A 23,948-nucleotide genomic window follows, 5' to 3' on the forward strand; every position below is an offset into this window, starting at 1 on the left:
CAGGTCGGAATGGCCCCGCGGCGGCGCCCGGCCGCTCAGGGCGAAGCGGACGATCGGCAGCGAGCCGTGTGCCTACTGCTTTGCGTTCACGGAGTGCTGGCGGGCGGCGCAGTGGTGAGTTGGACAGCCGTCGTCCCGCTCAAGGCGGCTGCGGCCCGCAAGACCCGCCTCGCTTCGGTGCTTGCGCCTGAAGCGCGCGTGGTGTTGACCGACCGGATGGCGCGGCATGTGATTGCGGTGCTCCGACAGGTGCGATCGATTGAGCGGGTGCTGTTGTTGTCGCCCGTTCCACTGAGCGCCTGTGACGCGGAGTGGATCGAAGACCGGGGCGCGGGGCTCAATGCCGAGTTGGCGCGGGTTTACGCTGGCTTGGATGGCGCCTTGCTGATCGTGCACGCCGACCTGCCGCTGCTTGCGACCCCTGACATTTCAGCGCTACTCGCGGCAGCTGAAAACAGCGGCAGGGCGATCGCCTCCGACCGCCACGGACGAGGTACCAATGCCATCGCTCTGTTCGACAGGCAGCCGATCGTGTTCGCCTTCGGCCCCGGCAGTTTTCTAAATCATGCCGCGCAAGGCACCGCAACCCGGGTGCGTCGGTCCGGACTGTCCCTGGATGTCGATTTCCCGGATGATTTGGCCGTCGCCTTGGCGACACAGGAATTTCTTCAGGCGCATTAACAATACTGGCTCGTGACGAAGAACGGGTGTTTCGCGCCTGAGTGCGCGTTCAAAACAACGACGCTTGCTGCTGGCAGCACTCGCTTCCTGATGCAGGGCATTTGCAGCAACTCACTGAAATTTGGCTCATATGTGGCAAAAATGTCGCAATGCGCGAGCCTTATCTAGGGTTGTCCGCAGCGGGAACTGTCTTTGGCAACAAGAATCCTTCGCATTGCCAATCCTTTGCCTATCCGTCGACAGGTGGAGGCGAGGCATTTGGATCGTCTTCGTGCGCCACCATCCGTACCTGGCCAGAGATCAGGACGGCTTCCGAGGCCTGGTCCTTATGAGGGGAACCCATGAATAATCGAATTTTGAAATGCGTCCTGTTGTCGACGGCAGTGTTCATTGCGGCACCCGTTGCCGCACAGGACACAGGTGCCGAGGTGAGCGATGCCGATGCGGCGAGCTCGGGCGATATTGTTGTCACTGCCCGCCGCCGCGAGGAGAGGTTGCAGGACGTACCTGTTTCGATTTCGGCCTTCTCGCCCGAAGCATTGCAGCGCAGTACTGTTCAGACGGTCAGCGACATCAAGACGATCGCACCGGGATTCACGTTTTCGTCCGAAGGCGGCAAGGACAACGTCTCGTTGACCCTGCGCGGTATCGGCCAGTTGCCGCTGGGCGAAGTGACGCCGGGCGTGGTCATCTATCTCAACGATACGCCGCTTCCGTCCGTCGGGTCGAACGTTCCGACTTACGACATTAGCAGTATTCAGGTGCTCAAGGGGCCGCAGGGCACGCTGTTCGGCCGCAACACACTCGGCGGCGCGGTCGTCATTGGCAGTCAGAAGCCCACCTACTATTTCGAGGGTTATGTCGAGGGGACTTACGGTCGGTTCGACTACCGCGAAGTGCAGGGCGCGGTGAATATCCCGATCATCGAGGACAAGGTGGCGTTTCGTGCGGCCGGCCAGATTCGGCGCCAGGACCCTCGCACCGTCGCATTCGATGGCGGGCCGGGTTTTGACGACGTGCATCAGGATGCCTTTCGCCTGTCGCTCCTCCTTGAACCGTTCGAAGGGTTCAAGAGCACGACGGTTTACGAATATTTCAAGGCCGATGAACTGGCCGGCGGGCTCTACTTGCTGCGCCAGAACTATCCTTTCGCGGCGCTCGGTCTGGGGGTAGTTGATCCGCAGGTGGCGGCCGCACTGGAAACGCAGCGGGCTAACCGGCGCGGCTCCTTCGACGGGGGGATCGACGGAGGTCTTTCCTATCGCAAGACCACCGCGATCACCAACGATACATCGTACACTTTCGGCGCGCTGACGCTGCGGAATATCTTTGGCTACCGTAAGAACTACAGCGACCAGTTGATCAATAGCGGCGGCCTGCCGTTGCTGCAGATCCCGACCGGCCTGGCTGATCCGGCAACCGTGCCGTTCACGCTGTTCAATGCCTCGTCCGCCCTTGATCGTCAGTACCTGACCAATGAGACACAGTTGCTAGGGGAGTTCAGCGGCTTCAACTTCATCGTTGGTGTCTTTTACAACAACGACAAGCCCGACGGCCCGAGCGGTTCGCAGTTCACCGCCTTTTCGGTCGGCAGCGTTCCCGCACCGGCGGTGACGGCCCACGTACGCAACAAGAACTGGGCTGTTTACGGTCAGATCGGGTACGAGATCACCGAAAAGCTGAAACTGAACCTGGGCGCGCGTTACAGCTGGGACAAGGTTTCGGCATGTGGCGGAACTATTGGCAGCACCTACGTTGACGAGTCCACTTGCCTCGACGTTGCCGCCACGGGCCTGATTGACGGCGTCGGCACGGTATCCAACAAGGGCGAGGAGCCGAGCTGGACCATTGGCCTGGACTATAAGGCCAATCCGGACTGGCTGCTCTATATCGTCTCACGTCGCGGCTACCGCGGTGCGAACGTCAATACGCCGTTGTTCGAGACACCTTATACGACTGGCGGCACCGATCCCGCCTGCACTGCAACGGGCGGCGTCTGCCCGGACTTGCGTCCGTTCCAGAAGACCGGCGAGGAGACGATCACCGACGTTGAGATCGGTTCGAAGTACAATTACCGGGTGGGGGCGGCGCGCGGCCTGCTGAACATCGCGGCGTATTACAGCAAGTACAAGAACGCGCTGCAGTTCCTCAATACTCAGACCACTGTACCCAATGGAACGCCCGATTCCCCCACCAACGGGTCTCTGGCGGTCAACGCGGCGGACTTGAGGATATGGGGCGTCGAACTTGAAGCTTCGATCAGCCCGGTGCGCAGCCTGACCGTGGGCTTCAACGCGGCTTACACCAACGTGAAGGTTGAAAAGCTGGCACTGCCCGCCGTTCTGCCCTCGACGATCGAGCTGGGGCCGGATCAGGTCAACAAGTATTCGCCCAGCTTTTCCGGCACCGCGAGCATCAGTTGGACCTTGCCGGTTCGCCCGGTGGATGGCGATCTCATCTTTAATGCCGACGTGTTCATGACCGATGACTTCGGCGGCCAGAACGGTGAAAAACTACCGGGTTACGAACTTGCGAATGCCCGCCTTGACTGGCGCAGCATTGCCGGAACCGGTCTCGATCTGGGCGTTTTCGTGAAAAACGTCTTCGACGTGGATTACTACTCCGCATCAAGCGTCCTGTTGTCCTCCTTCCCGACCAATTCTGTCTATGTCGGCGAACCGCGGACCTGGGGCGTGTCGGCCAAATATTCCTTCTGATATCGGTGAAAGGCCAGGGCGCATATTCGCCCTGGCCTTTCCATGGATGGGTTCGGGAGAACTGGCCAAGCCTTATTGCCGGAGCGGAAAGGAACGCGAGGAGGAGACATGAAACTCGGTATTTGCAGCATGTGGGGCGACAGCCTTGATGTCTTTCGCAACGAGGTCCGGCTGGCGTCGGACCTGGGTTTCGACCTCGTGACAGTCGGTGATTCTCCTGCGGGGTGGCATGAGCTGCATGTCTCGCTGACGCTTGCGGCCCTCGAGGCGCCTCGCGCGAGGCTGGCGCCGCTGGTGACGTCACCGTTCATGCGCCATCCGATCGTGACCACTGCGGCGCTTTGCAGTATCGACGACCTTTCCGGCGGGCGTGTTGCGCTGGGTCTGGCGACCGGCGGCAGCACGGTCATGGCCATTGGCAGGCCTCCGGCTACGCAGTCAGAAATTCGCGCTGAACTCGCCGCGCTCCGTGGCCTTTTTGCCGGAGAGCCGGTTGAATGGAACGGGGCGCAAGTCAAGGCGCCGCGGTTCGCCCGGCGCATTCCGATCTACTATTCCGCCTTTGGTCCCAAGGCGCTCGCGCTGGCGGGCGAACAGGCTGATGGAGTGATCCTGTTTGCGGGAGAGCGCCACCTCGACGGTCTGCATGATCGTATCGCCGCCGTACACCGCGCAGCCGAAGCGGTGGGCCGTGACCCGGCAGAGATTGATATCTGGGCGGTCTCGTACGCGTCCGTCCGTGAAAGCCGGGCGCAGGCGATTGATGATCTGAAGGCGTTTATCGTCGTCAACGGCATGGCCATGCGGACGCCGGCAGCCCTTGCACAGGTCCCGTCGCAGTTGCGTAGCAAGATCGACGAGCTTCATGCTCGGTACGACCCGAGCGAGCATGTGGTGGTCGGCGGCAGGAATGTGGCATTGATGGATGAACTGGGGCTGACGGAATTTCTGTCCGGGTTCGACACTTTCGCCGGCACCGTCGAATCGGCGACAGCAATGCTGGGGGCGCTGGCCGCAATGGGGGTATCCACTTTCATCGCAGCCCTCCCAGGACATGCCGCGCCGCTTGAGACGATCAAGGGGCTGGCTCAGGCGCGGAGTGCGATGTGATACTGGACGAACTCTATTCGGGCACCGAGGCTGCGGAAGGCATCGCGGCGCAACTGCTTCGTAGCGATCTTGATGAGATGATGGCCGCGGCAGAGGCGATGACCCTTGCCGGGCATGGACGGCGCGTGACCTATTCACGCAAGGTTTTTATCCCGCTTACCAAGTTGTGCCGTGACGTCTGTCACTATTGCACGTTCGCCACCACGCCCGCGCGCGCAGGCGATGCCTATCTCGGTGCGCAGGACGTGCTCGCGATCGCGAGGGCGGGCGCTGCGTCCGGGTGCCGTGAGGCGTTGTTCACGCTGGGGGATCGCCCGGAAGGACGCTATGCGCCAGCACGCGAGGCTTTGCAGCGTCTCGGTCACGATTCGACACTGTCCTATCTGGCTGAAATGGCGCAGCTCGTGCTGCGCGAAACGGGCCTGCTGCCGCATCTCAATCCGGGACTGATGTCGGCGGCCGACTATGCGATGCTGCGACCCCACGCGGCTTCGATGGGCATCATGCTGGAAAGCAGCGCAGATCGTCTTTGCGAGCGCGGCGGACCCCATTTCGGTTCGCCCGACAAAGTGCCTCAGCGCCGACTGGCCGCGATCGAGGACGCAGGGCGGGCGAAGGTGCCGTTCACGACTGGCATCCTGATCGGCATTGGCGAGACGCGCGCGGAGCAGGTCGATGCGCTGGTGGCAATCCGCGACCTGCATCGCCGGTACGGCCATATCCAGGAGGTTATCATCCAGAATTTCCGTGCGAAGGCGGATACGAAGATGATGGCGCATGACGAGCCGCCGCTGGAAGATCACATTTGGGCGATAGCCGCCGCGCGGTTGATACTGGGGCCGGAGATGACGATTCAGGCTCCGCCAAACCTTCACGAACGCGCCGATCTCGCTCCGTTGATCCGGGCTGGCGTGAATGACTGGGGAGGCGTATCGCCGGTTACGCCCGATCACGTGAATCCCGAGGCGCCCTGGCCCCATCTGGAGATCCTCGAACACGCAACCCGTGCCGCCGGGCGCAGACTGTCGCAGCGGCTTGCGATCGGTCCGCGCCATGCCCTTGCGGCAAAGGACTGGGCGCATCCCGAAATGGCAAAACGGGTTTTGCGTCTGATCGACGCGCGCGGACTGCCCAAACCTGATGAATGGGCGGCGGGGCGTGGCGATCCAGTGCCCGAACCGGCAGGCGGTGACGGCTCGCGGACAAAGGGTGCGGTGGGCGCAGTGCTCACCAAGGCCGAATCCTGCGAAGCATTAACCGAATCCGATATCGAAACCCTGTTCGATGCGGAAGATGAGGACCTTCTGGCCGTTCTCGCGCTGGCCGACGGGTTGCGCCAGGAAGCGGCAGGCGACACGCTGACGTATGCTGTCAACCGCAACATCAATTATACCAATATCTGCCTCTACAGATGCGGCTTCTGCGCGTTTTCCAAGGGCAGTACCAGGGCCATGCGCGGTCCGGCTTACCGGCTCGACCTTACCGAAGTCGGCCGGCGGGCCGCGGAAGCCTGGGATCGCGGCGCGACGGAAGTGTGCCTCCAAGGCGGCATTCATCCCGACTATGACGGGAACACCTATCTCGACGTGCTGCGCAGCGTGCGCGAAGCCGCACCCGATATTCACATCCATGCCTTTTCCCCGCTGGAAGTCACTCACGGAGCGCGAACGCTGGGCCTGCCGCTGGAGGACTACCTAGTCCGGCTGAAAGCGGCCGGCCTCGCATCCCTGCCGGGCACCGCGGCCGAGATCCTCGATCCGGAAATCCGCGAGATCATCTGCCCTGACAAGGTGACTGCGGACGAATGGATCGAGGTAATGCGCGTCGCGCATAGCGTTGGCCTGCGCAGCACCGCGACGATCATGTTCGGCCATGTCGAGGGGTATCGCCACTGGGCGCGCCACTTGCTGCGCATCCGGGCGCTTCAGGATGAGACCGGAGGCTTCACCGAATTCGTGCCGTTGCCGTTCGTTCACATGGAATCGCCGATCTGGCAAAAGGGTCTTGCCCGTTCCGGCCCGAGTTACCGGGAAGCCTTGCTGATGCATGCCGTTGCGCGGATCGTCCTGCATCCTGTCATCTCGAACATTCAGGTGTCGTGGGTCAAAATGGGACCGGAGGGTGCTGCTGCCGCGCTCAAGGCCGGTGCCAACGACATGGGCGGTACCCTGATGGACGAATCCATTACCCGCGCCGCCGGGGGGGTGAACGGGCAGGAATTCGGCCCCGCCGAAATGCGCGCGCTGGCGGCTGCGGTTGGCCGGCCGGTCCGTCAACGCACGACGCTCTATAAGCCGGTGCAAGGCAGGGCCGCAGTCAGTACTCAGGCTCTGTGAGCCTTTGCCAGCATGAATTTCCACCCTTTTTTCGACATGCCCGAAGGCGCGTCAAATCGGGGATGATTGATGAGGAATAACCAATGACTTTACCAACTATCGCGGTCGTGGGCGGCACCGGCAATCTGGGGGCAGCGATCGCCTGGCGCCTTGCTCGCGCGGGCTATTCCGTCGTCGTCGGCTCCCGCGCTGAGGAGAGCGCCCGAAAAGCTGCGGACGAGCTTGGCCACGGCCTGCGGGGCGCTGCCAACAGTGATGCCGCAGCAAAAGCGGACATTGTCATTGTCACTGTGCCTTTCGCGGCGCAGGAGGCGACACTTGCCGATATCGCACCGCATGTGGCCGGTAAGCTGGTGGTCGATACCACTGTCCCGCTGGTCCCGCCGCGTGTCATGCGGGTGCAATTGCCACCGGAGGGATCGGCCGCTCTCAAGGCGCAGGCCATCCTGGGCGAAGCGGTCACGGTGGTGTCCGCCTTTCACAATGTTGCCGCGCACAAGCTGGCCAAGGATGTCGATGTCGGCTGCGACGTGCTGGTTTTCGGCGACGACAAGCAGGCGCGCGGGCGTGTTGTGGCGCTGGCCGACGCCATGGGCCTTCGCGGGCTGCACGGCGGCGCGCTGGCCAATTCAGCGGCGGCCGAAGCAATGACGTCGATTCTGATCTTTCTCAATAAGACCTACAGCGTTGACGGGGCCGGCATTCGCATCACCGGAGACCTGATATCGCCTGAGAAATAGGCATACGACACGAAGACCCGGCCAAGTTTCCGGCAGGCTGAACCGGCGACTTGTGTGCGGACGAGGGGAGGCGACGAATGTTCCGTGTCCCTTCCTATGGGAAGGTGTGTTCACCCCCCGCACGCCGAAGGTTATCTCCCATCAATAATTGCGGTGAGGACAGCGACCTATGAAGCTCAACGTCGGGGTGCCCAACAGCATGCATGTCGCGGCTATGACCCAGCCCTGGGAGCATGCGTTGACAGGAGAGGATATCGGCAAGGCCATGGCGCTTGCCGATGAACTGGGTTTTCACAAGTGTATGCTCGGTGAGCACTTCATCATTCCGCAAGAGCACGTCGCTCTGTCAGGCGACCACTATCTGCATGGCAGCGTGGCTTTGGCTTTTCTGGCTGGTCATACGAAGAAGATGCGGGTCAGCTCGTCGGTTTCGATTCTCCCGTTGCAAAGTCCGATCGTGCAGGCGAAGGCCTGGTCGACGCTCGACTGGCTGAGCGGGGGCAGGGCTACGGCGCTCTTCGGTGTCGGCTGGCTGAAGGAAGAATTCGACATGCTCGGCGTGGATTTCCACCTGCGCGGGCGTATGGCTGACGAATATGTCGCAGCAATCATCGAGTTGTGGACTGCGGAAGATCCGGAATTCGACGGTGAATTCGTAAAGTTCAAGGATGTCGGCTTCGCGCCCAAGCCGGTGCAGCAGCCGCGCCTGCCGATCTGGTTCGGGGGTGATGCGCAAGCGGTGCTCAAGCGGGTCGCCAAATTCGGCGATGGCTGGTCACCATTTCGCACCCCGCCCGAAAAATTCCCCGAATGCCTCGATTTCGTTCGATCTCAGCCGGAATACGATGGCCGGTCCATCGACATGTTCTTCGCGCTGGAGATGCTCAATGTCGGTGCTCACCACGAAATCATGGACGACCCGCGCGCGCCGGGCACGCACGATGCGCAGAAGATAATCGATCAGGTCGGCTGGCTCAAGGAGCTGGGCGTCAACGAAACGATTGTGCCGCTCCCGCCGGGGCTTTCGGGCTTCGATGAATATGCCGACCGCCTGCGCTGGGTGGCCGAGGAGATCATGCCGAATATCTGACCTTCCCGGCGGAAGGGGCTGCAACCAGCAGTGGGTGTCAGGAAGGTCAGGCATGAACAAGGGACCGGGAGATCGCGATGAGCGAATTTGATGTCGTTGTGGTAGGGTCGGGTGCAGCGGGGATGACCGCAGCGGTGCGCGCCGCCGCGTCCGGGGCAAAAGTGCTTGTACTGGAAAAGGGATCGCATTTTGGCGGGACGACGTCCGTCTCGGGTGGTGGCATCTGGGTTCCCGACAGCCCCCAGGCCCGTGCCGCCGGGGTGAAAGATAGCCGTGCGGTGGCTCGCCAGTATGTTCTCGATGTTATCGGTCCCAGCGCCGACCCGGCGCTTATCGACGCGTACCTCGAAAACGGGCCAGAGATGGTCGAGTGGCTGGAAAAGCACAGTTCGGTGCGTTTCCTTCTCTCACCTCCCAGCAGTGACTGGTACCCGGACGTTCCAGGCTCGGTGGACCATGGGCGGCTCCTTTCGCCTGCGGAATTCGACGGGAAGAAGCTGGGACCGCATTTTTCCGAACTGCGGCCCGCGCGTGAGGAGTTCAACGCTCCGGCCGGTTTCATGATCGACCTTTTCGATTTGCCCTATCTGACCGAAATGCCGTCGGCAAAGTCGATTTTCCATTTCGGCAAGCTGGCCGTGCGCTTCGGTGCCGACAAGCTGCGCCGCTATCCGCGCGGGACCCGGCTGACGATGGGCAATGCGCTTGCCGCGCGCCTCATGTCCTCGGCGCTCGCGGCGGGCGTTACGCTGCGCAAGGATGCCGCCGTCGATGGCTTGTTGACGCGGGATGGTGCCGTCACCGGCGTTCGGGTCGGGGGGGAGGAAATTTTCGCTCGTATCGGCGTGCTGCTGGCATCAGGCGGTTTTTCGGCAAGCGAGCAACTGCGCAAGGCGTACATGCCCTTCGCCGAACAGCACGTTTCCATTCTGCCCTACGAAAATACCGGCGACGGGATGAACATGGGCCTCGAGGCGGGCGCTGTGCTCGATGGGGAGAACATTTCGAATGCGGTTTGGGCCGTGGTGTCCAAGATGACCCGCCCCGACGGATATGTCGCCCGGTATGCCCACCTCATAGATATGTCGAAACCGGGGTGCATTGCCGTCAATGACAGGGGCGAGCGCTTTGGAAACGAGGCATCGGTTCACTTTGTTGAAGCCATGCACGGTGCGGGGGCGGTGCCGGCACACATCATCGGCGATGCGGATTTCGTGAAAAAATACGGGATGGGCATGGTCTATCCCGGCGGCGGCGGACTGAAAAAGCTGATTGCGGCCGGCTATGTCATAGAAGCACCGACGATTGGAGAACTGGCGGAAAAGATCGGTGTCGATGCGCAAGGTCTGGAAACCACTGTCGCCAAGATGAACCGCTATGCCGAAGTTGGCAAGGATGCGGAATTCGGCAAGGGCGACACGCAAATCGACATTGAGATCGGCGATCCCAAGCACAAGCCGAACCCCTGCCTGGGCCGCGTGGAAAAGGCGCCATTCTATGCGATCAAGATCTATCCAGGCGATGGATCGACTACGGTGGGCCTCAAGATAGATCCGGAGTGCCGGGTGATGGGACCCGACGACAGACCGGTGCTTGGGCTCTACGCCGCCGGCCTTGATGCCAATTCCATCTGGAGGGGCAAGTCGCCGGCACATGGCTGCAACGTCGGGCCAGCGATGGTGACCGGCTACATCGCAGGCAAAGCGATGGCAGGGGCGTTAGTGCTGGCCTGAGTCCAAGTTTGCCGGGGTATGCCGACCACCAAACTTATCGGTCGTGTATTCCCCGGCGCCTGTCGTCGCGTCAAGCTGTCGCTAGAGCCGCAGGCTTTCGTTTGGATTGGCGCAGACGGTGACCTATCACGCATGATCTGTTTAGACCGCTGCGCCTCTCACGCGCACAGCGCAGGATGAAAATACGGGCGGGCTGCTCGCCCGCCCGGCAACACGCGCCCGCCCGGAAAAGGGGGGCGGTCAGAACTGAAAGAGTTCCTTGCGCAGACCGATGATTTCGCTGCAGTCGGCGCTTACATTGTCGCGATAGGCGAAGTCACCTTTTGCCTGACGATCCGCCAGTTCCATCATCGCCATTCGATAGCGCTGACCGGCCTGATCGAACTTGCTGTGCAGGTCCTTGCGATCAGTGTCGCGCATGTAGCGGGGGCTTTGCGGCGAAGTCATGTAACTGTCCTGCCGCGAAACCTTGTAGCCAGCCTTGGGCATAACATGGCGGAACAGCAGATCCGAATTGGTCGTGTTCATCACCATTTCCATCCGGGTGCGGTCCCGGGTTTCGGGCGTGCAGGGATGGAACAGCGGCACGTCGTCACCCGGCGTGAAGCGGCCATAGGCTATGGCGCAGTGCGAGCGCAGGTAGATGCGGATCACCTGACGGACATTCTGCGTCGGCTGCTTGATGCCGCTAAAGAATTTCATCACCGGAGCCACCGACTTGTTAGTGCAGGTGCGCACCATGGTGACGGTCTCGCTGTCGAAGAAGGTCTCTACAGTCTCGCTGTCCGAACGCTCGTCACCGACCACATCTGCGTGGAGGAAGTCGGCATGCGTGAGGTCGATCAGGTTTTCCAGGCTGATCGGCGCCGCGCATTCGAACCGGACTGTCGATGTCATGTGTCGCGGCAGGCCGCCCTTCGGCGGAAGGAAAGGCAAGCTGGGAAGATGCACCGGATCGGCGGCGAGCGGATTGCCGAACCAGACCCAGACCACGCCATAGTGCTCCATCACCGGATACCGGCCCCGGGCATCGGTGTATTGGCTCTTCTCGCCCACGACTTTTTCGTTCGGATGATTTTCGCTCGCGACGACCACGCCGTTTTCGCGCCATAGGAAGATCGGATGCGAATATACGGCGCGGCGCACCGGCTTGCCGGTAACCGAGTAGTTGTGCGCGACGGGGAACCAGGTGTCGCGCATGACGATATCGTGTGGGACCCAGTGATTGACAGCGTTCAGGGCGATGGTGCCCTTGCCACTGTTCGTGGTGGAAACGTCATCGTGGGACGTTGGTCGATCAGCAACTTCGAGCATATTCGGATCCTTATTCAGGCGGCGGCGGTCTGTCCGGGGGAAGGCTGAGCGCCTTCCATTATAGCCTCGCGCAGGTCTTCGCCATTCATCGAGACTGACGGCTTGGTGGTGCGCAGCTTCGTTCCGTTGACCGACGAGAACACCGTCAGCGGATTGATGCCGCGCAGCAATGCGCCGCGCAGGCCCGGATAACGGGCGCCCTGGCTAGCGCGCCAGCGCACTGCGGTCACGCCGCGGGCCGATGGTACCGGCGCCAGAACAGCGTGAAACAGGCTACGAAACTCGTCATCACGCAGCAACAACTCAGTCTCGCCAGTGACAGGGTCGGTCTTGGTCAACAGGGTGAGCGGGAATTCGGCGACGAAATGGGCGGGCCAATGCATGCCGGCCCACTGACAGCTTCGTTCCATGACGAGCTTGCCGTCTTCCTCGTGCAATTCCGCCATCAGGTACGACGTGAAATGGACGCCCCGGATGGAGAACAGCAGGCTGGGATCGTCATAGAGGGCGTTGAGGTATTCCCTATGGGTCAGGCTGACATTGGCCGTGCCGCAATAATCGTAACGCCTCGCCGCAACAAGCGGGGCCGCAACGTTGGGGTTCAGGCAGACGCGGACCAGGCCGGCCTGCTCTGTTACGCCGAACGCATTGGCCTTGTAAACCGGCGGGAAGCGCTGTTGGTCCTTCATGTTAGGGATTTCCTTCAGGCGCCCGGTTTCGCCGTCGAAGCTCCAGCCGTGATAACCGCACTGGATCCAGCCGTTATCGCGGACGCAGCCCAAGGAAAGCGGCGCGCGGCGATGAGGACAGCGATCCTCCATCGCGCGGGCAATTCCCTGATTGTCGCGCCACAGCACGACAGGCTGGTCTCCGATATCGACCGATAGCGGCTTTTCCGATGTAACTTCTTCGGACCGGGCCACGGCCCACCAAGCATCCTGATTAAGACTCATTGCAGCATCCAATCTCCTTGTGATTAAATTGACGAATGACAATTTAAAAGTCAATGTCTTTTCGCTAAGGGCGAGAGATGCTTGACCGTCCTCTACGCACACGTGGCCGCCCGGCGCTGAACGCTTGCGACGCCGTCGATGAAGACCGGCTGCTTGGGCTGGCCTTCGCGACGTTCGCTGAGCGAGGCTATGAAGGAACCACCTTGCGGGATCTTTCCAAGCGGCTTGGCGTCAGCCACAATCTGCTCAATGTGCGGTTCGGGCGTAAGGAGGACTTGTGGACCCGTGCGGTCGATTGGCGGATGGCTCAGGCGTCGTCGTTTGTTGCAAGTGTATTCGATGAAAAGGCGGATCCGGAAATCCGGCTGCGTCATCTCATTCACCGCTTTTGCCTTTGGGCCACGCTGAATGCCGATATCGTCGCGCTGACGAACGTGGAGGGATGCCGATCGACCTGGCGCCTTGACCATATTGTCGACTGTTTCGTGCGACCGTTCCAGCAGCGGCTTGATGAGCTGCTGGAAGCAGTGCGTCTGCGCCGCTCGGTTTTCGATCTGTCTACACCGGCGCTGATGGCTCTGCTGGTGCAAGGTGTAGGCTACTACTTCAGTGCCATCCCGCTGCAGCAGCGGCTAGGTGCCGGCGCCGAAGTCGATTCGGATCATGCGGCCGGGCAGGCCGCCCGGCTCGCGGAATTTGTTCTGGCAGCCCTTCTGTCGGAGCCGTGAATGCAGGGCCAATGATCGCCAGGGACAGTTCGCGCCGACCCTAACCGAAAGCCATCACATGCAGGGATCGAGCAAAGAGGTCTTCCCTGCATCAATGATCTGACCGAAATCGCCAGTATTGAAGGCCAGTTGCCGATCTTCTCAGTCCTCGGGAGCGATGGTGACGGTCATCCCAGAGAGGGCGTCGGTCATCATTACTTGGCAAGACAGCCGCGAAAATTCATTGCGATGCGACGACCCATCAAGCAAATCGCTCTCGTCGTCGCTCACCGGCGGCAGTGACGCGGCGACCGCAGGATCGACGTAGACGTGGCATGTCGCACAGGAGCAGCAACCACCGCACAATGCCAGCAATTCATCGAAGCCGGCATCGCGAATGGCTTCCATCACGCTGACGCCATCGGCGGCTTCGATCGTCTTTTGGTTTCCGTCGCGGGTTACGACTTTCAATTCGGGCATGGCATTCCTTTTGTCTGATGGATTGGTCACCGTGGATCCTAATCATCGGCATTGCGCTACCGTCCTGTCGGACGATAGGAAATGCCAGTCCCGCTAACGGACTTCTATTTCGACCGGAAAACGTTCGAAATAAAACCCCAGCGGTCGGCGTAACTCTTCTGCGGTCACATGGAAGTCACGTTCAAGATCGTAGACGATCTTGCCCTGCTTCTGTTCACCGTGATCGGCGAGGTATGCATGGAGATCGGCGAGGGCTTCGTCGGTAAGCGGAATGTCAGCTACGCGGTAGATTTCCTTGAGGATCGGATCGGGATTCCTGATCCAATCGTGGAAATAGACATCGATCGTCTGGTTAGGCGGAAGGATGTCGCGGTCGCGAACGCAGGCGCGAAGGAGGCGCTCGTACCGGTCCGGCCAGTATCCGAGCGGTTCCTGGATATCGATGGTCTTGCGGAACATGCGCGCAGCATATGTGTACATGGTCAGCTGCGAGCGGATTGAACCGACCGGGTCGCGGTGGGTGATGACGAAGGTTGCATCGGGGAAGGTCTTGTAGAGGGCTGGCAACTGCTCCATGTGCTGCGGGCACTTGATGACCCAGCGGTTCGGCCCCTTCAGGAACGTCAGAACCTGCAGGCATTTCTTCAAGTAGGCGTATGTCCCCAACTGATCATGGCTGAGATAATAGTCCCGCCAGCGCGGCACAAGCGCGAGCCATTCTATCAGGTAGGACGAGAAGTCCGGCGCCTGCAGTTCGATATCCTCGCTGATATGGTCGGGTGAGAATTCGTGCATGATAGCCATATAGGGCAGGATCGACTCCATCATGCGCCAGCCCTGTTCGGCCTTGGTCCAGCGGGGATTGGAATCCTGCGGGGTGGGGGCTTCGTCTGCCGCAGGCACCGGCGCGATGGCCTCCCACCAAGGCAGTGAGCGGAAGCGCCGATCGGCCGACAGCAGGCCCAGCAAATGCGTGGTGCCCGACCGCGGCAACCCGGCAACGATGATCGGGCGGTCGATATCGATTTCAAGGATCTCCGGGTGGCGTTTCACGATGTCCTCAATGCGCAGGCGCGTTGCGGCATAGCGAATCATCATCTGGAACAGGTTTGCACGGGTCACGGCTGAGGCATTGCCGTCCTCGTCGATCGCCTGGCACCAGATTTCCAGCCGTTCGCGGAAATCATCAGCTCCGAAATCGCCAAGGCCGGTCTGGGTTTGGGCCGCGGCCAGGATCACGTCAGGGCGCAGCACGATCTGGTCTGCGGCGGCTTGCGCGCCGGCCAGCACCTGTTTCTGGATGTCGGTGAGGACTGGATCGTGCAGGTCTGTGATGTCGATGAGGTTGGCGCGCGCGGTCTGTTCCTGCTCGGGGCTGCTCATGTTGCTCTCCCTGTCCAAAGCCTTGTTGGCCGATTTGCGGGCCATGCGGCTGTTTCATGTGATGGACGTCATTTAACGCCGCGGACCCTTTCTTCGGCAAGGTGCGCGGCTGTCGCCGCCGCGCCAAAATCGGCGTCAGGACGCCACGCACAACAGGCGCAAAATCCAGGCAAGGACACGGCGCGGAGAGGATGGATGAACGCAATTTCCCACGTCTATGACCTGCCGGGCACCTCGGCGATCGACTGTACGATACAGGGACGGATCGCCTTGCCCGGTGTCGTCATGGAACTGCACCACTATCGCTTTTGCGGGCCACAGGGTGCGGTCTTCTCTTCGCCGCGCAGTTTTCTCGATCTGGCGTTGACCCCGCGGCCCGGCGAGCCGCGCGGCGAGTTCGGCGCCGCCGCAGGGGCGCCCGCCCGGGCGCTGGGGCCTATCATCTTCATTCCGGCGGGCGCGAACCTGCATACCTGTTGGGGAGAGGGGGAGCAGACTTCGGTCTGCTGCGGCTTTGACGGGTCGGGACTCGATGCGGAAAACATGGCCCTCACGGGACATATGCTTGAGGCCGCTCTCGACGTGCGTAGTCAGGCAGTTGGTCAGGCGTTGCGGCGGATCGCCGAAGAAATAGCGTTGCCCGGCTTTTGCAGTGAGATGCTCGCCCAAGCCATCTGGACTCAGGCGACGATAGAACTGCATCGCTATCTGCACGGCGCCACCGCTCCTGAAAGCCATGCCGTCGCCGGATTGTCCCGCGCCCAGATCAAGCGGATCGATGAATGCGTGCGGCAACCGGGCAAGCCGCCCGCGGTCGCCGTGCTGGCCGCCGAATGCGGTCTGTCCACCCGCCATTTCTTCCGCCTCTTCAAAGCCACCACCGGGCAGACGCTGACCGGCTATGTCACCGATCGCAAGATCGAACGGGCACGGCAGCTTCTGCGGCCCGGCGGCCCGCCGATCAAGGTCATCGCCTGGGAATGCGGGTTTCAGAGCGCCGCGGCCTTTTCGGCCGCATTCCGCAAGGTTGAAGGATTGACGCCCCGGCAATTTCGCGAGGCCCTGGCGCATTGATGGCAAGGCGGTTTCGCGATGGCATTGGCATGATCGCGCGTGTTCACCGGCTTGCAGGAGGATAGCGCGGGCATCACTGTCAAGAGCAGGCGCTGCTGAATCAGAGGGCGTTGAAGGAGAGGAAGATTGCCGGAAAATCTGTTCGATCTGAGCGGCAGGGTAGCTCTGGTGACGGGGGCTAATTCCGGACTCGGCTTCGGGTTCGCCAGAGGACTGGCGCGCGCGGGAAGCGATATTGTGATATGGGGGCGCCGGACGGACAAGAACGCAGAGGCGGCGGAGACCTTGCGTGGCTATGGCGTGCGGGTCTTTACCGATTGCGTGGACGTGTCCGACGAGGCCGCGATCGTTGCCGGCTTCGGTCGCGCGCTTGAAGCCATGGACCGTGTCGACACGGTTGTCGCCAATGCCGGGATCGCTGCCCAGGTGCCGTTTACGGACATGGATATCGCCCGCTATCGCAAGCTCATCGACGTCAATCTGGATGGTGCCGTATTCACATTGCGCGAAGGGGCGCGGCACATGAAGGCGCGGGCCGAAGCGGGCGATCCCGGCGGATCCCTGATCGTCTGTGGCAGCGGGTCGATCTTCCAGGGCGTGCCGACCATGGCTCACTACGGGATCGCCAAAGGGGCGCTCAACGCTCTGGCCAAGGCGCTGGCCGCCGAACTGGGGCCGATCGGTGTCCGTTGCAATGTCATCGCGCCGGGCTTCATCGAAACCGAGATGACCTTCGCCGACCCTGAGCAGGGCAGAATGATCGCCGAGATGGTGTCCGCCCGGACGCCGCTGGGGCGCGCGGGCAAGCCGGCAGACCTTGAAGGAGCCGTGGTCTATCTCGCCAGCGACATGTCCGCTTACCATACCGGAGACACGCTGGTGGTGGATGGCGGCAAGATGTCGGCGAACTGACCTTTCGGCAGGTGCTGCGCGGGCACCGTGCGACTTTACAGATGATGTGGTGAGGAGAAACGCATGTTCGCCCGGCCTAACAGCCAGCACAGTCAGGTGGCTTATGTCACGAATGACCTTGTCGCGGCCATGGACCTGCTCAAGCGAGAATACGGCGCGCCGGGATTCTTTGAACTGACCAATATACAGCCGGGCGAGGATCCCACCGGCAAGCCGGTGCTGAAGATCGCGTTGGCTGTAGTGGGCGGGGTCGAGATCGAGCTGATCGAACCCCAGGGCGATACCGCGCCGCTTTTCAGCGATCCGTTGCCGGAAGGGGACAAGCTTGCGATCCGCTTCCACCATGTCGCCGTCCGCATAGACGGGTCGGAAGAGAACTGGGACGCGCACGTCGCTTCTCTCGATCTCTCCCGGCATCCGGTGGTTTTCGAAGGCGAAGTAGGGGATATGCTGCGCTACATCTACACCGACGAGCGCGAGACATTGGGGCACTTCATCGAACATGTCTGGATGTCCCCGGAGCTGCTGGCGCAGATGCGGGCGGTCGTACCCCGTTACCCAACCCAGATAGAGGATTGAAAGGCCATGACAATTGCCCTCTCACGGCTCAATTTCCGCGATATCGGCGGGTTGCCGGCATACGGCAACAAGACGGTGCGCCCGGGTGTTCTGTTTCGGTCGGAAGGTCCGGCGAGCTTTGCCGAGGATCATCACGCGGAACTTGCGGCAATGGGCTTCCGTTCGGTAGCCGACCTCCGATCGGAACTGGAACGCGACAAGGCGCCGCACCGCTGGTGTGAACCGGGATGCAGCCTGCTGAACCTCGATATGAACACCGATTTGCGCGCGCAGGGGGAAGACATGTGGATGGCGCTTGGCCGCGATCCGACAGCGGCCCGCGCGTCCGAGGTTATGGCACAGAATTATGGGCAAATGCCGCGGGCCTTCTTGCCGCATCTTCCAGTTATGACGGAGGCGCTGCTTGGCGGCGATGTGCCGATGCTGGTGCATTGCACGGCGGGAAAGGACAGAACAGGGGTCGTCATCGCGCTGTTCCTCGAACTGGCAGGCGTTGCGCGCGATGTGATTGTGCAGGATTATCTCAAGTCGGACGTCTTTGGTGAGAACCTGACGATGTCGGGCCATCTCAAAAGGGATCTCAACGCCACATTCGGTTTCCTACCTCCCGACGACATGGTCGCAGTGCTGATCGGCGTTGACCGGCGCTTTCTCGACCAGGCGTTGCACGCGGTTATGGTGCAGTGGGGCGGCATCGATGGCTATTTCGAGGCGGCCGGCATCGATGCGGCCCGGCGCGAGGCGCTGAGGGACCTGCTTGTCACTGTCTAGGCGCGATGTCTGTGCCGGGGCATCCGCCCTGCTTGCAGGCGCGATCCTGCCTGTCGGTGCAGCCGCTGCCGCACCTGAAAAACGACGGATTGTGGAGAAGACTATGACTGACCGCGGTGTTTTCGAGTGGGAGAACCTGCTCGATCAGCTTCGACCCCTAGGCCAGCTCATGCGCGAGCGGATCCCCGAGCGGCTGCGCCGTGATCCGCGGATCATGCAGGAATCGATGCGGCTGTTGCTGTCCGGCGTTCTGCGCACCACCAACGATGCGATCATGCACGACCGCTCGCACCCTATGTTCGTGCCCGAACTCAACATCTGCCAGAACATTTTTCAGCCTAATGCCGACACCATCTACAAGGCCGCGCTGATCGAGAAGGGGGGCACCTATCGAATCCGCGGCGACCGGGGCACGACGCGGATGATGATTCTTGCCCAGTTGGGGCCGGACACGTTGCGGACCGGCAAGCACCATCCCGCCCAAGACGCCAACGATTTCGACGATCTCGTGATTGGCGACGATGGCAGCTTCGACGTCGTCCTCTCGCCGCGACGACCAGCCGGCCATACCGGCGACTGGTGGGAGTTGAAGCCCGGGACCGAAAAGTTGATGGTCCGCATCGTCGGCTGCGACTGGGGCAACGAACGCGAGCCTCGGTTCGGCATTGTCCGGCTGGACGCGCCCCAGGCGTCCAGAGGGCGGCCAAGCCTGGAGGAACTGGCGGCGCGCTTTACCGAGATCCCGTCAACCGCCGCCGTTTGCGCGCTGGCCTTTCCGGACAAGGTGCAGCAGCTGCGTGACGAAGGGCTCGTCAATACGCTGAAAGTCGTGGACTTCTCGCAGATGACCGGCCTCGCCCGCCAGTCCTACTACGAAGGCGCCTATGATCTTGCCGATGACGAGGCCTTGATCACCGAAGTAAGGATACCTGAAGTGGTCGGCTACTGGTCGCTGATCCTTACCAACGAACTCTACGAGACCACGGACTGGTATCACAACCACTCCAGTCTGAACGCGGCACAGGCGGTGGTGGACAGCGATGGGGTGTTCCGCGCCGTGATTTCCGCGCGCGATCCCGGGGTCCACAATTGGCTCGACACGTCGGGATATCCTGCCGGCGCGGTGCAGGGCCGCTGGTTCGACACTGACGAACGCCCGACGCCGAGCATGAAGAAGGTTAAGCTGAACGACGTCCACAGCCATTTGCCGGCGGAGACGATCCGGATGACGCCGGAGGCTCGCGCAGAGGCGATGCGGGAACGAACCCTGCGCGCCCACATGCGCATCATCTGGTAGGGAGGCGAGAATGGACAGCGAACTGGCGAAGCTGCTCGACTATGAGGCGATCCGCACGGTCAAGGCGCGCTATTGCCGGATGCTCGATACGAAGGACTGGGACGGCTTTATCGGCCTGTTCACGGCGGATGCCGTCATGGACGTCGAAGAGGACACCGGGCATCCACCGATCAGCGGACATGCAGCGATCCTCGATCAGGTGCGCTTCGCGGTCGCAGACGCGCAGTCAGCGCATCAAGTCCATTCTTCCGAGATCGATCTGCGAGGGAATGAAGCGTTTGCCATAACCGCAATGCAGGACCGCGTAGTGTGGGCGCCGGGAAAATGCCCCATACCCGGTGCTCAGTCGATTACAGGCTTCGGGCACTATGTCGAACACTATGTCCGCCACGAGGGGCACTGGAAAATCGCAGCGTTAAAGCTGACCCGCCTCTACGTGGAAGCCCATCCGGCGCCTGCCGATTGATAGGTTGCCAGGCAGGGCGCAGCGGGCATGCCCAAAGCTGAACTTTGAGAGGATGATGGCATGACAACTGGGCAGGCTGCGGCATCGGAGCCGGGCGCACGCGCTCTTTTCGACAAGTTTGGCACATATATCCTGCCAGGCCGGGTAAGCGATCCGCGTCGCGGCATCGACGAAGCCCGGGAAGCCGAGCGCATTGGTCTGGGCTGCGTCTGGATCTCGGAACGTTACGCGCTCAAGGAGCCGGCAGTCCTGTCTGGCGCGGTGGCCGAGGCGACTTCCAAAATTCGCATTGCCGGCACGATGTACGCGACGATGCGGCATCCTCTGGTGACGGCTAGCGTGGCGGACATGATGCAGGCCATGAGCGGCGAACGCTTCCGCATGATGTTCGCGCGCGCGGTGCCTGCCTACATGAAGATGATGGGCGCGCCGGCGATCACGATGGAGCGGCTTGCCGATCTTATCTCGATCTGCCGCCGCCTCTGGGCGGGTGAAACCGTGAGTTATGAAGGCATCATGGGCAAGTTCCCGGCCATCAAGCTGACCGATCGTCACGGTGGTTCGCCGCCGCCAGTCATCTTTACCGCGATCGGCCCGAAGAGCCTGGAATTTGCTGGCCAGCATTGCGACGGCGTGTTGCTGCACCCGTTCGTTTCGGCGCAGGGTGTCAAGAACAGTGCGAAGATCGTTCGTGATGCGGCGGAAAAGGCCGGGCGCGATCCCATGGCAGTGAGAATCTATCACAACATCATCGTCGCGCCTGATTTGCCCAAGGCCGAAGAGGAAGCCGTCGTCGGCGGCCGTGCGATCACCTATTTCGAATTGCCCAATTTTGGTGACCTGATCATCGACATCAATGGCTGGGACAAGAAAGTGCTCGAACAGATCCGGGCCCATCCCAAGATCGCCGTACTCAACGGTAAGCCGGCGGATCAGGCTTACACGCGCGAGGAGCTGGTCGATGTCAGCAAAGTGATCCCGCAGCAGTGGCTGGACGAGGGTGCGGCGGTGGGTACGGCCGCGCAGTGTGCCGATCAGCTCATGGCCTTTCTCGATGCCGGTGCGGACGAGATCCTGCTCCATGGGTCGTCACCTAACGCCATGGGGCCGCTGACGGCAGAACTGAAGCGTGCGTTGGCGGCAAAGGGGCTTTGACGTGGAATTGCTGACCCCCGAACGCATTACGACTAAGTTGCAGGACTGGCTTGCCTCAGAGAAGGCCGAATGGCGCGATATTGCGGTGAAACCGTTGGACATGACACTTGGCGCTGGCTTTTCGGCGGACATCTTTTTTGTTGATGTCGATTATGTCGATGCTGATGGCCCCCAAAGCCAGACCTTGGTGGTGCGGCGCCAGCCGACCGATCTTGAAGTGGTATTCGGCAGCAGCCTTGCCCTGCAGGGCAAGATGATGGCGGCGCTCGATGCGCGCGGGGACATCGCCGTGCCCGCATGGATCGGCATGCATCTCGAACCGGACATCCTGGGCTTGCCCTTTCTTGTCATGGGACGGGTCGAAGGTGAATGCGCCAAGCAGAATCCCAACTACAATCTCGAAGGCTGGCTGGTGGATATGACACCCGGCCAGCGCCACCAGGCGTTCGCCAATGCCATTTCTGCCTTTGCCAGCCTTGCCAGGATCGACTGGCGCGACGGCTTTGAATTTCTGGCCCAGCCCGAACACGGCGAACCCGGCCTCGGCCAGTACGTCGGCGCGCTGGAGACCTGGTACAAGGCTGCGGGGAAGGGGCGGCCGATGCCGATAGTCGATGCGGCGATGGCCTATGTGCGTGAGAACATGCCCGTCGACGCGGGCGTCAACGTGCTCTGGGGCGATCCCACACCGTCCAACGTGATGTTCGCGCCGGACGGGAGTATCAATGGTCTGATCGACTGGGAACTGGCGGCGCTGGGACCGGGGGAACTCGACCTTGCCTGGTGGCTCTATTTCGATGATCTGTTCAGCCGGCGTTTCGGCGTGCCGCGGCTTGAAGGTCTGCCGACCAAGGACGAGACCATCGCCATGTGGGAAGCGGCCAGCGGCCAGAAGGCACGGCACCTCGAGTATTACGACATCGTGGCAGGGCTCAGAATGGCGTTGGTCGCGGTCGGCGCTTTCGACCGTCAGGTCGGGATCGGCAATATTGCCGCCACGAACAAGTCGCTGAACGACAACTTCATGACGATGTACCTTGCCGAAAAGCTGGGAATGCCGCTGCCCGAATTCGGGCCGGATTTCGTGGCCTTCATGAAAAACCTGACGCCGGTGGACGAAAAAGCGGATTGATTTAGCCGTCAAGCGCGCCCGCTGCGCGTTTGGCGGCATTTTCAGTACATTAAATACACAGTGTGGAATATTGAAGCATGGGAGAGATCGTCATTATGCCAATTTTGCACACGGACCTCCACGCGTGAGCGCAGGGTCGGAACCGGGCACTGCGCTCGATGCCGATGCGCTGATCGCGGAGGCAACAGCCTTGACGGGGCTGGACGATTTCGGCGCGGACCGATCTTTCCTCACGGGTTACGGTAAACTCGTCGCAGCAGTGGAGGCGATGAGCCCATCGGCGCAGCTGCGCGAAACCGCCCACGGGAAGATTGTCGGCCTGCTGGCGACGCGGCTGCGTTATGTTCAGGATGAAAAGGATCATCCGGAGATTATTGCCCAGGAAGTGGGCGAGCCGCTGGTTGTCTGCGGGCTGCCGCGCACCGGAACGACCATCACATACGATCTGCTCTGCTTGGATCCCGCAGCGCGTGCACCCCGAGAGTGGGAATGGTACATTCCTTGGCCAGCCCCGGAAGAGGCGACCTTCGACAGCGATCCGCGGATCGCGCAAGTGCAGTCGATCTATGAAAACTGGCTCGCGCATGCTCCGCAACTGGCCGATATCCAGCGGATGGATTGCACCCAGCCCGGCGAATGCAATCACGGAATGATGCTGCATTTCGCCAGCACCAACTTCCCCGCCGAACTGGGCGTCCCTGATTTCTCGCAGTGGTTGCAGCAGACCGTTCCGGAAGGCCAGTATCGCACGCACAAGCGGATGCTTCAGCAATTCCAGTGGAAAGGACCGAAAGGCCGCTGGACGCTGAAATCGCCGCAGCATCTGTTCGATCTGCCCGGGCTGCTGGAAGCCTATCCGGGGGCCATGCTGGTGTGGACGCACCGCGACCCGGTCAAGACATTTTCGTCGCTTTCCAGCATGATCTCGAGCTTCCTTGCCGCCGTCGGCGCGCCGCAGGACGACCACGCCATCGGCCGCTCGGTGCTTGATACCTGGAGTGCGGCAATGGCTCGCGCAACCGAAGCGCGGTCATCCCGTCCCGACATCGAAGGCCGAATTCTCGACCTTGCGCATGCCGAGATTGTGGCTGATCCGGTGGCGGCGGTGGAAAGCATCTATGCGCGCTTCGAGTTGCCCCTGAGCGATGAGCATCGTTTGCGGATCGGGACTTTCCTCGCGGGCAATCCTGCCGCCAGCCGGCTCGGCAAGCACAAGCATAGTCCAGAACAGTTCGGCATCGACCCGGACGAAGTGCGTGAACGCCTTGCCGTTTACTATGAACGATACGGCCATCTGCTCGGTCGTACGTGAATTCCA

Annotated in this window: 21 protein-coding genes; 17 read left to right on the forward strand and 4 right to left on the reverse strand. The window is 61.5% G+C overall.

Annotated elements, in window-relative coordinates; genetic code table 11:
• Positions 1-114: 114 nt before the first annotated feature.
• The 7 genes from cofC (at position 115) to IEX64_RS12855 (ending at position 10,407) form a co-directional block, all read left to right on the forward strand.
• Positions 115-681 carry a 2-phospho-L-lactate guanylyltransferase gene (gene cofC / locus IEX64_RS12825; RefSeq protein WP_188820067.1) on the forward strand — a complete coding sequence of 189 codons (567 nt, stop codon included), beginning with the start codon at positions 115-117 and terminating at the stop codon, positions 679-681.
• A 341-nt stretch (positions 682-1,022) separates the two neighbouring features.
• Positions 1,023-3,398, forward strand: a complete 2,376-nt coding sequence (locus tag IEX64_RS12830) for a TonB-dependent receptor (protein WP_188820068.1) — start codon at positions 1,023-1,025, stop codon at positions 3,396-3,398.
• A gap of 108 nt (positions 3,399-3,506) precedes the next feature.
• Positions 3,507-4,508 carry an LLM class flavin-dependent oxidoreductase gene (locus tag IEX64_RS12835; protein WP_188820069.1) on the forward strand — a complete coding sequence of 334 codons (1,002 nt, stop codon included), beginning with the start codon at positions 3,507-3,509 and terminating at the stop codon, positions 4,506-4,508.
• A 77-nt stretch (positions 4,509-4,585) separates the two neighbouring features.
• Entirely contained in the window at positions 4,586-6,844 is a 2,259-nt protein-coding gene (cofH, locus tag IEX64_RS12840) for a 5-amino-6-(D-ribitylamino)uracil--L-tyrosine 4-hydroxyphenyl transferase CofH (RefSeq protein WP_373290149.1), read from the forward strand.
• An 83-nt stretch (positions 6,845-6,927) separates the two neighbouring features.
• Positions 6,928-7,584, forward strand: a complete 657-nt coding sequence (gene npdG, locus IEX64_RS12845) for an NADPH-dependent F420 reductase (RefSeq protein WP_188820071.1) — start codon at positions 6,928-6,930, stop codon at positions 7,582-7,584.
• A gap of 169 nt (positions 7,585-7,753) precedes the next feature.
• Positions 7,754-8,674, forward strand: coding sequence for a TIGR03619 family F420-dependent LLM class oxidoreductase (locus IEX64_RS12850; RefSeq protein WP_188820072.1), 921 nt, complete (start codon positions 7,754-7,756; stop codon positions 8,672-8,674).
• 77 nt (positions 8,675-8,751) lie between these two features.
• Positions 8,752-10,407 (forward strand): FAD-dependent oxidoreductase, encoded by a 1,656-nt coding sequence (locus tag IEX64_RS12855; RefSeq protein WP_188820073.1) that lies wholly within the window; start codon positions 8,752-8,754, stop codon positions 10,405-10,407.
• 240 nt (positions 10,408-10,647) lie between these two features.
• Here the strand turns inward: IEX64_RS12855 and IEX64_RS12860 are convergent, their stop codons facing one another.
• Both IEX64_RS12860 and IEX64_RS12865 read right to left on the reverse strand, forming a co-directional pair.
• Positions 10,648-11,721, reverse strand: coding sequence for an aromatic ring-hydroxylating oxygenase subunit alpha (locus IEX64_RS12860; protein ID WP_188820074.1), 1,074 nt, complete (start codon positions 11,719-11,721; stop codon positions 10,648-10,650).
• 14 nt (positions 11,722-11,735) lie between these two features.
• Positions 11,736-12,728 carry a Rieske 2Fe-2S domain-containing protein gene (locus tag IEX64_RS12865; protein WP_229710258.1) on the reverse strand — a complete coding sequence of 331 codons (993 nt, stop codon included), beginning with the start codon at positions 12,726-12,728 and terminating at the stop codon, positions 11,736-11,738.
• A 23-nt stretch (positions 12,729-12,751) separates the two neighbouring features.
• Between IEX64_RS12865 and IEX64_RS12870 the strand changes: the two genes are divergently transcribed.
• Positions 12,752-13,402: a TetR/AcrR family transcriptional regulator gene (locus IEX64_RS12870; protein ID WP_188820075.1), complete on the forward strand. Its 651-nt coding sequence runs from the start codon at positions 12,752-12,754 to the stop codon at positions 13,400-13,402.
• A gap of 141 nt (positions 13,403-13,543) precedes the next feature.
• On the opposite strand, the gene IEX64_RS12875 is transcribed toward IEX64_RS12870, so the two are convergent.
• Together IEX64_RS12875 and IEX64_RS12880 are read right to left on the reverse strand one after the other, a co-directional pair.
• On the reverse strand, positions 13,544-13,861 hold the full coding sequence (locus IEX64_RS12875; protein ID WP_188820076.1) for a 2Fe-2S iron-sulfur cluster-binding protein: 318 nt from the start codon (positions 13,859-13,861) through the stop codon (positions 13,544-13,546).
• A 93-nt stretch (positions 13,862-13,954) separates the two neighbouring features.
• A complete protein-coding gene (locus tag IEX64_RS12880; RefSeq protein WP_188820077.1) occupies positions 13,955-15,244 on the reverse strand; it encodes a sulfotransferase family protein in 1,290 nt (429 codons plus the stop codon).
• A gap of 285 nt (positions 15,245-15,529) precedes the next feature.
• On the opposite strand from IEX64_RS12880, the gene IEX64_RS12885 reads away from it, so the two are divergent.
• From IEX64_RS12885 to IEX64_RS12925, 9 genes are all read left to right on the forward strand, one after another.
• Complete coding sequence (locus IEX64_RS12885) at positions 15,530-16,318, forward strand: helix-turn-helix transcriptional regulator (protein ID WP_229710260.1); 789 nt, start codon at positions 15,530-15,532, stop codon at positions 16,316-16,318.
• A 126-nt stretch (positions 16,319-16,444) separates the two neighbouring features.
• A complete protein-coding gene (locus IEX64_RS12890) occupies positions 16,445-17,230 on the forward strand; it encodes an SDR family NAD(P)-dependent oxidoreductase (protein ID WP_188820078.1) in 786 nt (261 codons plus the stop codon).
• 63 nt (positions 17,231-17,293) lie between these two features.
• Positions 17,294-17,809, forward strand: a complete 516-nt coding sequence (locus IEX64_RS12895; protein ID WP_188820079.1) for a VOC family protein — start codon at positions 17,294-17,296, stop codon at positions 17,807-17,809.
• A 6-nt stretch (positions 17,810-17,815) separates the two neighbouring features.
• Positions 17,816-18,580, forward strand: coding sequence for a tyrosine-protein phosphatase (locus tag IEX64_RS12900; RefSeq protein ID WP_188820080.1), 765 nt, complete (start codon positions 17,816-17,818; stop codon positions 18,578-18,580).
• A 103-nt stretch (positions 18,581-18,683) separates the two neighbouring features.
• Positions 18,684-19,877: a DUF1214 domain-containing protein gene (locus IEX64_RS12905; protein WP_188820081.1), complete on the forward strand. Its 1,194-nt coding sequence runs from the start codon at positions 18,684-18,686 to the stop codon at positions 19,875-19,877.
• 10 nt (positions 19,878-19,887) lie between these two features.
• On the forward strand, positions 19,888-20,343 hold the full coding sequence (locus IEX64_RS12910) for a nuclear transport factor 2 family protein (protein WP_188820082.1): 456 nt from the start codon (positions 19,888-19,890) through the stop codon (positions 20,341-20,343).
• Positions 20,344-20,403: 60 nt separating this feature from the next.
• On the forward strand, positions 20,404-21,498 hold the full coding sequence (locus tag IEX64_RS12915; protein WP_188820083.1) for a TIGR03857 family LLM class F420-dependent oxidoreductase: 1,095 nt from the start codon (positions 20,404-20,406) through the stop codon (positions 21,496-21,498).
• Position 21,499: 1 nt separating this feature from the next.
• Entirely contained in the window at positions 21,500-22,630 is a 1,131-nt protein-coding gene (locus IEX64_RS12920; protein ID WP_188820084.1) for a phosphotransferase family protein, read from the forward strand.
• Positions 22,631-22,754: 124 nt separating this feature from the next.
• Positions 22,755-23,942: a sulfotransferase family protein gene (locus IEX64_RS12925; RefSeq protein WP_188820085.1), complete on the forward strand. Its 1,188-nt coding sequence runs from the start codon at positions 22,755-22,757 to the stop codon at positions 23,940-23,942.
• The last annotated feature ends 6 nt before the right edge of the window (positions 23,943-23,948 follow it).

This window comes from Novosphingobium indicum, assembly GCF_014645195.1.
GTDB lineage: Bacteria > Pseudomonadota > Alphaproteobacteria > Sphingomonadales > Sphingomonadaceae > Novosphingobium > Novosphingobium indicum.